Origin of the sequence: Paenibacillus pabuli NBRC 13638 (assembly GCF_001514495.1) — a bacterium.
In the GTDB taxonomy this organism is placed as follows: Bacteria; Bacillota; Bacilli; order Paenibacillales; family Paenibacillaceae; genus Paenibacillus; species Paenibacillus pabuli.
This window is the reverse complement of sequence record NZ_BCNM01000019.1, coordinates 70523-83580: the sequence shown is the minus strand read 5'-3', so window position 1 is coordinate 83580 and position 13058 is coordinate 70523. Positions and strand designations below refer to the sequence as shown.

The 13058-nt window shown below is 47.5% G+C and carries 14 protein-coding genes and 1 other annotated feature; all 14 genes read left to right on the top strand.

The window, feature by feature from the left end; all coding sequences use genetic code 11:
• Nucleotides 1–7: 7 nt before the first annotated feature.
• The 14 genes from murA to PPA03S_RS23435 all read left to right on the top strand — a co-directional run bounded on the left by murA (nucleotide 8) and on the right by PPA03S_RS23435 (nucleotide 12344).
• Nucleotides 8–1291, top strand: coding sequence for a UDP-N-acetylglucosamine 1-carboxyvinyltransferase (gene murA / locus PPA03S_RS23500; RefSeq protein ID WP_062326398.1), 1284 nt, complete (start codon nucleotides 8–10; stop codon nucleotides 1289–1291).
• Between the two features lie 58 nt (nucleotides 1292–1349).
• Nucleotides 1350–2117, top strand: coding sequence for a cell division protein FtsQ/DivIB (locus PPA03S_RS23495; protein WP_062326397.1), 768 nt, complete (start codon nucleotides 1350–1352; stop codon nucleotides 2115–2117).
• A gap of 292 nt (nucleotides 2118–2409) precedes the next feature.
• Nucleotides 2410–3696 (top strand): cell division protein FtsA, encoded by a 1287-nt coding sequence (ftsA, locus tag PPA03S_RS23490; RefSeq protein ID WP_062326396.1) that lies wholly within the window; start codon nucleotides 2410–2412, stop codon nucleotides 3694–3696.
• Nucleotides 3697–3846: 150 nt separating this feature from the next.
• Nucleotides 3847–4959: a cell division protein FtsZ gene (gene ftsZ / locus PPA03S_RS23485; RefSeq protein ID WP_062326395.1), complete on the top strand. Its 1113-nt coding sequence runs from the start codon at nucleotides 3847–3849 to the stop codon at nucleotides 4957–4959.
• A 257-nt stretch (nucleotides 4960–5216) separates the two neighbouring features.
• Nucleotides 5217–6197 carry a sigma-E processing peptidase SpoIIGA gene (gene spoIIGA / locus PPA03S_RS23480; RefSeq protein ID WP_062326394.1) on the top strand — a complete coding sequence of 327 codons (981 nt, stop codon included), beginning with the start codon at nucleotides 5217–5219 and terminating at the stop codon, nucleotides 6195–6197.
• 11 nt (nucleotides 6198–6208) lie between these two features.
• Nucleotides 6209–6931: an RNA polymerase sporulation sigma factor SigE gene (gene sigE, locus PPA03S_RS23475; protein WP_017687308.1), complete on the top strand. Its 723-nt coding sequence runs from the start codon at nucleotides 6209–6211 to the stop codon at nucleotides 6929–6931.
• Between the two features lie 111 nt (nucleotides 6932–7042).
• Nucleotides 7043–7825: an RNA polymerase sporulation sigma factor SigG gene (gene sigG, locus PPA03S_RS23470; RefSeq protein WP_024628410.1), complete on the top strand. Its 783-nt coding sequence runs from the start codon at nucleotides 7043–7045 to the stop codon at nucleotides 7823–7825.
• Nucleotides 7826–8043: 218 nt separating this feature from the next.
• Nucleotides 8044–8400: a YlmC/YmxH family sporulation protein gene (locus PPA03S_RS23465; protein ID WP_062326527.1), complete on the top strand. Its 357-nt coding sequence runs from the start codon at nucleotides 8044–8046 to the stop codon at nucleotides 8398–8400.
• Between the two features lie 51 nt (nucleotides 8401–8451).
• Nucleotides 8452–9351, top strand: coding sequence for a peptidoglycan editing factor PgeF (gene pgeF, locus PPA03S_RS23460; protein ID WP_062326393.1), 900 nt, complete (start codon nucleotides 8452–8454; stop codon nucleotides 9349–9351).
• Between the two features lie 6 nt (nucleotides 9352–9357).
• Nucleotides 9358–10059, top strand: coding sequence for a YggS family pyridoxal phosphate-dependent enzyme (locus tag PPA03S_RS23455; RefSeq protein WP_062326392.1), 702 nt, complete (start codon nucleotides 9358–9360; stop codon nucleotides 10057–10059).
• The gene (locus tag PPA03S_RS23450; protein WP_062326391.1) at nucleotides 10050–10517 is read left to right on the top strand and encodes a cell division protein SepF; all 468 of its coding nucleotides are present in this window, start codon (nucleotides 10050–10052) and stop codon (nucleotides 10515–10517) included. The genes PPA03S_RS23455 and PPA03S_RS23450 overlap by 10 nt, the downstream gene beginning before the upstream one ends.
• 7 nt (nucleotides 10518–10524) lie before the next feature.
• Nucleotides 10525–10794: a YggT family protein gene (locus PPA03S_RS23445; protein WP_082704286.1), complete on the top strand. Its 270-nt coding sequence runs from the start codon at nucleotides 10525–10527 to the stop codon at nucleotides 10792–10794.
• A 16-nt stretch (nucleotides 10795–10810) separates the two neighbouring features.
• Nucleotides 10811–11593, top strand: coding sequence for a YlmH family RNA-binding protein (locus tag PPA03S_RS23440; RefSeq protein ID WP_062326390.1), 783 nt, complete (start codon nucleotides 10811–10813; stop codon nucleotides 11591–11593).
• A 241-nt stretch (nucleotides 11594–11834) separates the two neighbouring features.
• A complete protein-coding gene (locus PPA03S_RS23435; RefSeq protein ID WP_062326389.1) occupies nucleotides 11835–12344 on the top strand; it encodes a DivIVA domain-containing protein in 510 nt (169 codons plus the stop codon).
• A 58-nt stretch (nucleotides 12345–12402) separates the two neighbouring features.
• Nucleotides 12403–12694: a binding site (T-box leader), on the top strand.
• The last annotated feature ends 364 nt before the right edge of the window (nucleotides 12695–13058 follow it).

The window sequence follows — 13058 nt, the reverse complement described above, 5'->3', positions numbered from 1 at the left end:
TGATACATTGGACAAATTGGTGATTGAAGGCGGGAAACCCCTCTCAGGATCCATACGCATCCATGGAGCAAAAAATGCCGCTTTACCGATCATGGCCGCAAGTTTGTTGGCAGATGGAGAAGTTACGCTGCACAACGTACCCCACTTGCTGGACATTGAAGTGATGCTGTATATCCTGGAACGGCTTGGATGCACGTGTCGGCATGAACAAGGAACAGTGACGATAGATACGTCGTCCATTCGGTCATATGATGTGCCTGAGGATCTAATGAAGCAGATGCGTTCTTCCATTTTTTTGATGGGCCCCTTGCTTGCTAAGTTTGGGCAAGTATCCGTGTACCAGCCAGGTGGCTGTGCCATAGGAGAACGTAAAATTGATCTTCACCTCCGGGGCCTGGAAGTGCTCGGAGCTTCAATTGAAGAGCAGGATCAGCAGATCATCTGTCGGGGACGCAAGCTGGTGGGGACAGACATTCATCTGGACTTCCCCAGTGTAGGAGCAACTGAGAATATTATGATGGCAGCTGTGACGGCTGAGGGTACAACAACGATCTATAATGCAGCGAGAGAACCTGAAATACAGGACCTGCAACATTTCCTGAATGCCATGGGTGCACGAATTATTGGTGCCGGTACGGATACGATTACGATTAACGGTGTGGAGAAACTCAATCCTTGTTCTTACGAGATTATACCTGATCGAATCGTTGCAGGAACCGTGATGATTGCAGCCGCAGCAACCAGAGGGAATGTAACGCTTACACACTGCAATCCGGCCCATCTTACTTCACTTATACATGTGTTGAAGCGCACTGGTGTTCAAATCACAGTCTGCAATGATATAATGACGGTGAGCTGTATGAGTCGTCCCAAATCAGTAGACCGTATTGTGACTTCTCCGTATCCTTCATTTCCTACAGACCTGCAGTCGCAAATCATGGTGCTGCTCAGTCTGGCGGACGGGTTCAGTGTGATGAAGGAGACTGTATTCGAGGGCCGGTTTAAACATGTGGATGAGCTGAATGTTATGGGTGCCGATATTTCGGTAGACCTGAACGCAGCATTTATCCGGGGTGTTCCCCGACTGTACGGGGCTACAGTAGAAGCAACTGATCTGCGTGCAGGTGCAGCCTTAGTCATTGCTGGCCTTGCTGCTCAGGGCAAGACGGTTGTGGAGCAAGTGCATCATATTGACAGAGGGTACGATCGCATCGAGAAGCTTTTTCAGAGTCTTGGAGCTTCCGTGGAGCGACAGTCCTCCGTTTCGAAACAGCTGGATTTTGCCAATTAACGTCCTTTGAGTCCCCTTCTTAAGGGAAGGGGGCCAGAGGCTTTGTGGAGCGCGACCTATGCCTAAAAGCCAAATTCCGGTTCTGAAGAAGAATCGGCCCAAACGAAACACAAGCCGTAAAATTGTATTTATTCTTTTACTACTTTTTATTGTATTACTTGCTGTACTTTTTTTTCGTTCTTCCATGAGCCGGATTTCGGCAATTGAGATTACGGGTAATGTATATACTACAACTTCGGAATTGCTGGAGAAGAGCGGCCTGAAAGAAGGGGAACAGTTTTTTGGTACAAGCTCGGCGGAAGTGATTGAACGGCTGAAAACGAACAAGGCGGTATCATCTGTAACGGTGGATAAACAATTCCCCGGCATTATTCATATCAAAGTCCAGGAATATCCAACGGTAGCGTATGAACTCGCTTCTGACGGTACGCTAAAAGCCATACTGGCAAGCGGGACGAGCCTTACGGTTCCTGCCACGATCGGAGTTGCTGTAGAGAAACCGATTTTGACCCAGTGGAAAGCCAATGATCCGCTCAAGACCAAACTGAGTGAAACATTGGCGAAGATCCCGAATGAACTGACGACTGATATTTCGGAGATTATTCCGAATCCTACACCTTCATTTCCGGATCAGATCCGGATGTATACCAAGTCACAGTTTGAAGTCATTACAACCGTTTCTCTATTATCCGATAAGGTGGAATATCTTAATCAAGTCATTGAGACGGAGCGACCAGGGAAGATTACGATGCTGGAGGCCGATACGTACGTGCCTTTCGTTCCGGACAACCCTGAAGAAGATGCTGAGCCAGGAGCTACACCCTGATTTCGCCTTCTTTGTTTAAATTGTATTGCAAAACCAGGCGGGGGCGGGGTTTAGCCCCTGTGTACCACTGAAAGTTGTTCTTTCTGAGACGAAGAAAAAATGATACACTTGAACTTATGGCACCTGAGTTGCCTCCTTCTTTTTTCTTCAAGGTTTTATGTCTCGCAACCAGATCTTGGCACCCAAAAAAATTGTAGAAAAAAGAGGGAAAGCCTTAAGTGTGTTGAATATGTTTTAAGAGTGTTTAAACCCGAACGTATTTTACTATTTGGAGTCAGGAGGTGCCACAGACTTGAGCAACAATGACATCATTGTTAGTTTGGACATCGGTACATCCAAAATTCGCGCTATTATTGGGGAAATGAATAATGGAACCTTTAATATTATTGGAGTTGGATCTGCCGACTCGGAGGGAATTCGCAAAGGTGTAATCGTAGATATCGATCAAACGGTGCAATCGATCCGTAATGCAGTGGATCATGCAGAACGTATGGTAGGTATTCAAATATCCGAAGTATATGTTGGAATCTCAGGAAATCATATCGGACTGATGAGCAGTCACGGCGTCGTGGCAGTGTCTAACGAGGATCGTGAAATCGGAGAAGAAGACATGGAGCGGGTGTTGAAAGCAGCCGAAGTGATTGCGGTCCCACCGGAACGGGAAATTATTGATGTTGTAGCCAAGCAGTATGTTGTAGACGGCTTGGAGGGCATACAGGACCCCCGTGGTATGATTGGTGTTCGTCTGGAAGTGGAGGCGACGATCATTACGGGTGCAAAAACCGCGATACATAATCTTTTGCGCTGCGTAGAAAAAGCGGGTCTGAAAGTAAGTGATCTGGTACTCATGTCACTTGGAGCAGGTCAGCTTGCATTGTCCAAGGATGAAAAAACGATGGGTTCCGTGCTTGTTGATATTGGAGCCGGGGCGACAACCATTGCCATCTTTGAAGAAGACAGTCTCGTTGCAACCTCAACGCTGCCGATTGGCGGGGAGTTTGTAACCAACGATATCGCTTATGGTCTTCGCACATTAACAGATCAAGCCGAAAAAGTGAAATTGAAATATGGCTGCGCTTGGCTGGATGATGCCGCTGCGGACGTTATGTTCAAAGTAACCCGGATCGGCAGCAATGTAGACAAGGAGTTCTCTCAGGAGGATCTGGCGGCTATTATCGAACCTAGGGTTCAGGAAATATTCCAGATGATTTCTCAAGAAGTGAAACGTCTTGGTTACAATGATCTGCCTGGAGGTTATATACTAACGGGAGGTACGGTCTCTATGCCGGGTGTTCTGCAGGTAGCTCAGCATGAGCTTGCTGCTTCGGTACGAGTTGCGGTGCCGGATTATATCGGTGTACGTGACCCAGGCTTCACGAGCGGAGTCGGCATTTTGCATAGTGTAATCCGCAGTTTGCGTATTCGTCCCTCGATCAACAACGGCGGTGGAAATAACAACAACAATAATAATAACAACAAAAAACCGACCAACCGTCCTAAGCCGAATGTGGCCCAGGAATCGGAGCAGAAACCGGGTCTGTTCGAACGGCTGAAAAATATGTTCAGCGAATTTATATAACAGGTTGAATCCATTTCATACAATTCTGAAGCCGTTTGAATGCGCTGGTTCTAAAATAAACGCTTTCGTTCGTCGATATATGAAATTGATTCGGTTCAATCAAAAAATTGGACGGGCCATCCATGCACATTGAGGGGGAGATGGAATAATATGTTGGAATTTGATTTCGAGATGGAGAGCTTGGCTCAAATTAAAGTCATCGGTGTAGGCGGCGGCGGAAGCAATGCAGTCAACCGAATGATTGAAAATGGTGTACAAGGTGTTGAATTTATTACGGTGAATACGGATGCACAGGCACTACACCTGGCGAAATCCGAGCACAAGTTGCAAATCGGTGATAAATTAACCCGTGGTCTTGGCGCTGGCGCCAACCCGGATGTAGGTAAAAAAGCAGCGGAAGAATCCCGCGATCTGATCATGAACACCTTGAAAGGTGCAGACATGGTATTTGTTACAGCGGGTATGGGCGGCGGTACGGGGACAGGTGCGGCTCCGGTGATTGCAGAAATTGCCAAAGAGTGCGGTGCACTTACCGTGGGTGTAGTTACTCGCCCGTTCACATTTGAAGGACGTAAACGTTCCAGCCATGCAGAGCAAGGTATCGAAGCTCTCAAGGAAAAAGTGGACACGCTGATCGTCATTCCAAATGATCGTTTGCTTGAGATTGTAGACAAAAAGACCCCAATGCTTGAAGCGTTCCGTCAAGCAGATAATGTACTGCGTCAAGCCGTACAAGGTATCTCTGACTTGATCGCTGTACCGGGTCTGATCAACCTTGACTTTGCAGACGTCAAAACGATCATGCATGAGCGTGGATCTGCGCTAATGGGTATTGGTGAATCGACTGGCGAGAACCGTGCCGCTGAAGCAGCTCGTAAAGCCATCATGAGTCCTTTGCTGGAAACGTCCATCGAAGGTGCACGTGGTGTCATCATGAACATTACGGGCGGCATTAATCTGTCCCTGTATGAGGTTAATGAAGCAGCGGAGATCGTTACATCCGCTTCCGATCCGGAAGTGAACATGATCTTTGGTGCGATCATTGACGAAGATTTGAAGGAGGAGATCAAGGTTACGGTCATCGCGACTGGCTTTGAAGATAAACCTGCTCCCCCACCACCAGGACGTAAACCAGCTCCAGCGAGTGAGCCTGTGGATACTCGTTCGCCGAACCTGCGTCCGTTTGGAAATCAGCCGAGCAATGATCAGTTGGATATTCCGACATTTTTGCGCAATCGTTCCCGTAACAATAACAACGATTAATACTTCATTAGGTCTCAATGAAGACCCGATGCTCCTTCTGGAGCAATCGGGTCTTTTTTTATTTTTCTTATCATCATATCACACCATAACTGAACAAATTCTGAACAGCAGGCCTGAGTAATTCCGACAAAAAAAGTTGAAACGGTACCCCCATGATTAGACAGACTTTGAAAAGTGCGCTCCGTATACTTGTGAATATGCTCATGAATATCGGGATAACGTTATTTCGATATGTTGCGCGCAGGCAGGTGAAGAGTGTGGTTGTTTATGTGGATCTTATTTTTTTGACGAACCTGTGTATTGACGGTGCACTCATCGGGTTGACGGCATGGATGCGGAAAACAAAACTGGTCTGGTGGAGATGGTTACTGTCCGCGATCGTAGGTGCGCTGTATGTTGTCATGATGTTTGTGCCGGAGTTTGATTTTATGTTTACTTTTCTGATCAAGTTTGGATTGTCTCTGGTGATGCTGGCTATTGCATTTGGGTTTAAGGGTCTTCAGGCATTTATGAGGACTTTGGGCACCTTCTATGTGATCAATTTTGTCGCCGCAGGGGGAATTCTGGGAGTGCATTATATGCTCCAAAGCTCTGGGGAATTGTTTAACGGTATTTGGTTTACGGCATCGGGTGGAATGTCATTTGATCTGAAAATTGCCTTCTGGTTCACGTTTATCGTATTTTTTGCTGTGCTTTTATTATTCAAAGCTGTGCAAAGCTCCAAACGAAAAACGGACCGGATGACGACGTACTTGGGTAAAGTGGAAGTTTGCATTGAAGAGTTCAGCATTTCTTGTACAGGCCTCCTGGATACAGGCAATCAGCTAACGGACCCGCTCTCACGCATGCCCGTTATGGTGATGGAAGTATCGTTATGGCAAGACATGCTGCCTGCTGCATGGAAGGGCAGGTTGAAGGATGAGGCGCCGGACAACCTTATCATGGAGCTGGATCAGGAGGATTTTCACTGGCAGGATCGTTTAAGGCTTGTGCCCTATCGAGGCATCAACAAAGGAACTGCATTTATGCTGGCAATTAAGCCGGACCGGGTGAAGGTAACGATGGATGGGATGTATTATGAGACGACAAAAGTATTAATAGGGTTGGACGGGGGCGTATTGTCATCCGATGGTAAATACCAGGCCGTGATTCACCCTGAGCTGGTGCAAGACGCTGCTTCTGCGCAGTCTACGGCTATCTCTGCGGGAGCAACAGAAAAGCCGCTGAATGTGGTATAGGAGGAACGTACATGCTTGTAAAATGGAAACTGGTGGCGCAGCTGCAGTACTATCGTTTATTATTTCTGCTGGGTTTGAAAAGTGAAGAGATTTATTACATTGGAGGCAGTGAGGCGCTGCCGCCCCCATTAACACGTGAAGAAGAGGAATTTTTGTTGCAAAAGCTGTCTTCAGGGGATTCAGCGATTCGTGCCATGCTGATTGAACGTAACCTGCGACTCGTGGTATACATCGCACGTAAATTCGAAAATACCGGCATCAATATTGAAGATCTGGTCTCCATCGGAGCTATTGGTTTGATCAAAGCTGTTAACACGTTTGACCCGGAAAAGAAAATTAAGCTGGCAACGTATGCATCGCGTTGTATTGAAAATGAAATATTGATGTATCTGAGACGCAACAGCAAAATTCGTACTGAAGTTTCTTTTGATGAGCCACTCAACATTGATTGGGATGGAAATGAACTATTACTATCGGATGTGCTTGGTACAGAGAACGATACAATCTATCGAAATATTGAAGAACAGGTAGATCGGAAGCTTTTGCATAAGGCGTTGGAAAAATTAACTGAGCGGGAGCGAATGATTATGGAGCTTCGCTTTGGCTTGACGGATGGGGAAGAAAAGACGCAAAAAGATGTCGCTGATCTGCTTGGAATCTCCCAATCCTATATCTCTCGTCTCGAAAAAAGAATCATCAAAAGACTCCGCAAGGAGTTCAACAAGATGGTCTGAACAGGAGTATTTTTCGTAATGGGTATTAATGGCAAGGATGCCAAGTGCGAATAAAAAAGCCTGCCCCGGAGATAATGTACATTAATGTTTCTCCTTGGGAGGTAAATCACGATGACCCGAAACAAAGTCGAGATTTGTGGCGTGGACACCGCAAAATTGCCTGTCCTCACCAACACAGAAATGCGGGAATTGTTTCATTCCCTTCAGCAACACCATGATCGCTCAGCAAGAGAGAAATTAGTGAATGGCAACCTGCGTCTTGTGCTCAGTGTCATTCAGCGCTTTAACAATCGGGGGGAGTTTGTCGATGATCTGTTCCAGGTTGGTTGTATCGGCCTGATGAAAGCCATTGATAATTTTGATTTATCCCAGAATGTCAAATTTTCAACCTACGCGGTGCCGATGATTATCGGTGAAATCCGTCGATACCTGCGCGATAATAACCCGATTCGGGTATCTCGCTCCTTGCGGGACATTGCTTATAAAGCACTTCAGGTGCGTGACAGCCTGACGAATAAAAATTCCCGTGAACCGACGATATTCGAAATTTCCGAGGTATTGAACGTACCGAAGGAAGATGTGGTTTTTGCATTGGATGCCATTCAGGACCCGGTCTCGCTCTTTGAACCGATCTATCATGATGGCGGAGATCCGATCTATGTGATGGATCAGATCAGTGATGACAAAAACAAGGATGTGTCGTGGATTGAAGAGATTGCATTGCGGGAAGCAATGCACCGCCTTGGTCAACGGGAAAAAATGATTCTGTCGATGCGGTTTTTCGAAGGGAAAACCCAGATGGAAGTGGCTGATGAAATTGGCATTTCCCAGGCTCAGGTATCCCGTCTGGAGAAATCAGCGATTCAACAAATGCAGAAACATGTGAAGTCGTAGCATGATGTAAACCAAGAGGACGACCAAAGGGAGAGAAACTTCCTTGGTCGTCTTTTTTTGATTCGGGATGAGGGGGATCGTTCCGTTTCCTTCGAAAAACAGGACATTTTTCGCGTCTTGAACATATATTGTATAGAAGTGGAGAACGGGCAGAAGCGGATGAAGGCGGGGGGCGGAACCGAGTGAAAGTAAACACAGGTGAATCGGCAGCACGAGGCATGAAAATTTCTGATTTTCAGACGAAGGATGTTATTAACATTACAGATGGCAAACGTCTGGGGCAGATCAGTGATTTGGAGCTGGATCTGAAGCAAGGACGGATTGAAGCGATTGTTGTACCGGGCTACAGTCGTTTTATGGGGCTGTTTGGAGGGGGGACAGATCTGGTCATTCCTTGGCGGAACATTGTGAAGATCGGCTCGGATGTGATATTGGTTAAAATGGATGAAATTAAAGAGAGTACCTATGATGAACGAGATCGGGAAGCACGTATGTATGATGAGCAGCATAACAGTCGTGCAGACCGTGTGGAACGTATTGAGCGGTTAGACCGCAGTCAGCGCCGGACGATATAACCGAGACAGAACAGGGTTCATTTGGTACACTGGAAGTTGTGAGGTGAGATAATGGAGCCATTTATATTGGATCAGAAAATAAGCGAACGGTCAGGTAACCAGAATTTCAATTCGGGTCCTGACCCATTGTTATTATATGTTGAGCCATGGAGACAACAGTTTAAGCATATGAAAGCCGGTTTCACGACGAGACAGGGAGGTGTTGGAAGTACCCCTTACGCCAGTCTCAACTGTGCCTACCATGTGGGCGATGATCCGGCAGATGTATTGAAAAACCGTAAACTTGTGGCTGAAAAGCTGGGTTTTTCCTTGGAATCCTGGACTTGTGGTGAACAGGTGCATGGCAAACATGTCGCTGTAATTACAACGGAAGACCGGGGGAGAGGTTTGTTGGATCGACAGTCTGCTTTGCAGGATACGGATGGATTGGTTACGAACGTGCCGGGTGTACTGCTGACTTCTTTTTATGCAGATTGTGTGCCCCTCTATTTCTATGATCCTGTGCAACAAGCGGTGGGGCTTGCTCATGCCGGATGGAAAGGCACGGTTGCCGGTATAGCGGAGTCGATGGTCGAAACATTGGAGCGGGAGTATGGAAGCCGTAGACAGGATATCCATGCTGCCATTGGTCCCTCAATTGGGGCTTGCTGTTATGAAGTGGATGAAGCGGTCATGCAGCATGTGCGGGTTTGGCTGGATCAGTCCCCGGGTAATGATGAATACAGGAATTCTGCTTCTAACCCAGTTTATCAATCCGCCGGAAACGGTAAAACGATGTTAAACTTGAAAGAATGCAATCGACACATTATGATGAAAGCAGGAATATTGCCGGATCATATCGAATGTACAACTTGGTGTACAAGCTGCAATCCCGAGCTGTTTTTCTCGTATCGTAAAGAAAATGGCATAACCGGGAGAATGGCGAGCTGGATTGGGCTGGAAGAGAGGTGACCCTCTGTGTCTTTGGAGGAGCGTATACAACAGGTAAATCAGAAGATCGAAGCCGCGTGTCAGCGCAGTGGCCGTCAACGTGAAGATGTGAATGTGATTGCTGTCACGAAATATGTCTCACTCGAAACGACGGGAACTGTGCTGGACTGCGGTCTTGAGCATATTGGAGAAAATCGCTGGCAGGATGCACAGGCCAAATGGGAAGCGTTCGGTCAGCAGGGCACCTGGCATTTTATCGGTCATCTACAGACGAATAAGGTGAAGGACGTCATCGGTAAGTTTCGTTACATCCATTCTTTGGATCGTTTGTCTCTGGCGAAGGAATTGGATAAAAAGGCTGCTTCTCTTGGCATACAGGTGCAAACGCTGGTGCAGGTAAATATTTCAGGGGAAGAGAGCAAATATGGATTGCAGCCTGAACAAGTGAGTTCTTTTTTAAATGAAATCCGTTCGTTCAACAACCTGAAGGTTATCGGTTTGATGACTATGGCACCTCATGAGGAAGATCCGGAGCTAACCCGTCCCGTATTTCGCGGACTGCGTGAGCTTAGAGACCATTTGAATGGACAAGCATTGACAGCAGAGCCATTGACTGAGCTGTCGATGGGTATGTCCAATGATTTTGAAGTGGCGATTGAAGAAGGGGCAACCTGGGTTCGACTGGGATCGATTCTCGTAGGAAAAGAGGAGGGTTCACGATGGGCGTAATGAATAAATTTATGAATTTCCTCGGGCTTCAGGAAGAGGAAGAGATTGTGGAACGTGAGCGGCTCGCAGCACAAGAGGAAAATGAATCTGACCAACAGGAAGCTGAAACCTCAAGTCTCGATAAACGTAGAAACCAAAGGGGCAATAATGTGGTGAGCATTCATTCCCAGAAAAATGTTAAAGTTGTCCTTTATGAACCGCGTTCGTATGACGAAGCTCAGGAGATTGCTGACCATCTGCGCTCCCATCGTACGGTTGTGGTTAACCTGCAGCGGGTGCGTCAGGATCAGGCACTACGCGTCATTGATTTCTTGAGTGGCACAGTGTATGCACTGGGCGGCGGTATTTCAAAAATTGGCGGTAACATTTTTCTCTGTACGCCAGATACGGTTGAAATTCAGGGAGCAATTACGGAAATACTGGCTGACAGCGAGCAAGATTATAACAGAATGAGGTGAGCCGCTTTTGCAACAGGTTGAAGTTGTGTTGTATACGCTATACCAGATTTATTTTTACATGGTCATTGTCTACATATTGATGTCATGGCTTCCCAACGCACGGGAGAGCTTCATCGGTGAATGGCTGGGCAAGTTAGTGGAACCTTATCTGAGTCCTTTCCGTCGATTTATTCCGCCTTTGTTCGGTATGTTGGATATTTCCCCGATTGTGGCGTTGATTGTTCTTCAACTCGCACTGAATGGGCTGATCTCCATACTCCGGTATTTGGTATATTAGGGTAGGGTGAACATAGATGAGCGGTGAAATTTACGAGCATTTTAGTCACGACGAGCGGGATTTTGTGGATAAAGCCTCAGACTGGATTGAACGTGCGGGCAAGCTTCATGACATGAAGCTAACTGACTTTCTTGATCCCAGACAGGTTTTTATTTTACAAACGCTTGTGAACCGTCGAGATGATGTACAGATCCGTCTGGATGGCGGTTATGAAGCCGCTGAACGCAAACGTGCGCTGATTGCACCGGATTATCGATATCTGGATGATGAAGATATGGGTATGCAGGTGATGAGCATTACGTCTGACGATCAGAAGATCAGAGAGCTGGAGCATGGGGACTATATGGGTGCCCTGCTCGGGCTTGGCATGAAACGTGGCAAGATCGGTGATATTCAAGTGCTGGAGGATGGGTGCCATACTGTGGTGGCGTCGGAAACCGGCGCTTTTTTATCGCTTCAACTGAATCAGGTGCATCGGGTACATGTATTTACAGAACTGCTGGAATTGGATCAAATGAAATGGTCGGAGAGCAAACTGGAGATCATGGACATTACGGTTGCTTCCCTTCGTCTGGATGGAATCTGTTCGGACGTGTATCGGCTTAGTCGCAGCAAAGTGTTGGTTCCAATTAAGGCTGGTCGTTGTCGGGTGAACTGGAAAGTGGAGGAAGATCCGTCCAAATCGCTGAAAGCCGGGGACGTGGTATCCATTCAAGGTTTTGGTCGATTCAAGGTGCTGGAACAGGATGGATTGACCAAAAAGGGACGCTGTCGCGTTAAAATCGGCAAATTTGCCTAAGTGTGTTGCAGGAAAACCTGCTTTCTTGTCGAAATGTTTAAGATAAAGGTGCAAAAAACATTCGGTGTTTCCGATATACATTGAAGTGCAAAGGTTGATATGACGATCAGAGGATCAAAGTCTGATCCTGCATTCCGTATGAGTTGCCAGGATTGGGCATTCTACATACGGCCTCTTGGGTGGAACCCATATGCTGCAACCTTCTCGGTACGGGAAGGAACTTTTACAGGAGGTGGACAGCATGCCATTAACGCCGCTGGACATACACAACAAGGAATTTTCCCGACGCTTACGTGGGTATGACGAGGATGAAGTCAATGAATTCCTGGATCAAGTCATCAAAGATTACGAAGGCGTCATTCGCGAGAACAAAGAGCTGAGCAATCAGCTGCTGTCCGTTCAGGAGAAGCTTGATCATTTTGCAACGATTGAAGAGACGCTCAGCAAAACAATTATTATTGCGCAGGAAGCTGCAGATGATGTGAAAGGCAATGCCAAAAAAGAGGCACAGTTGATCGTGAAGGAAGCGGAGAAAAATGCGGACCGGATCGTAAACGAGTCTTTGGCCAAATCACGTAAAATTGCTTTGGAAGTGGAAGAGCTGAAAAAGCAGGCATCCATCTATCGTGCCCGTTTCCGTACACTTGTGGAAGCACAGCTTGAACTGTTGTCGCAGGACGGCTGGGAAGTGCTGGAGAGCCGGGAGCAGGAAGTCCGTGACCGTGAGCGGGAAATGAAGGAAATTTATTAGTCTGTTCGCCCGGTTGACTTTTGCCTGCAAAGAGGCTATAACTATATTCATAATGAATAGTGATTCCATGACGGGTTCAGTACGTTATGATCTCATCCCTCAGAGAGTTGGCATTCTGGTGCAAGCCAATGGATGAGTTATAGCCGAATATCTCCCCGGAGAAGTGACGCTGAAGCGGTAATTGATTGCCGTGTGTAAGCGAAACCGTAAGCCAAACGTTATATTGGCACCCTGCGGTAGTATAGCGGGGCATAAGTGCTGTTGATGACAGAACATACCCAGCTTGTGTTGGATGTGGTTTGTGATGAACAGAATTAGGGTGGTAACGCGAGCACAGCCTCGTCCCTTTCCAGGGATGAGGCTTTTTTGTGTCCAAAAAAAGGGCGAACGTCCATGAGGCCCGAAGGTGCCTCAAGGAGAGAGCCACCCCGCCGGGGGAGCGAAGCGCCCGGCACCGGGGTTTCGCCAGGGCGAACGTCCATGAGGCCCGAAGGTGCCTCAAGGAGAGAGCCGCCCCGCCGGGGGAGCGAAGCGCCCGGGACCGGGGTTTCGCCAAGGCGAACGTCCATGAGGCCCGAAGGGACCTCAAGGAGAGAGCCACCTCGCCGGAGGAGCGAAGCGCCCGGCACCGGGGTTTCGCCAAGGCGAACGTCCATGAGGCCCGAAGGGACCTCAAGGAGAGAGCCACCCCGCCGGGGGAGCGAAGCGCCCGGC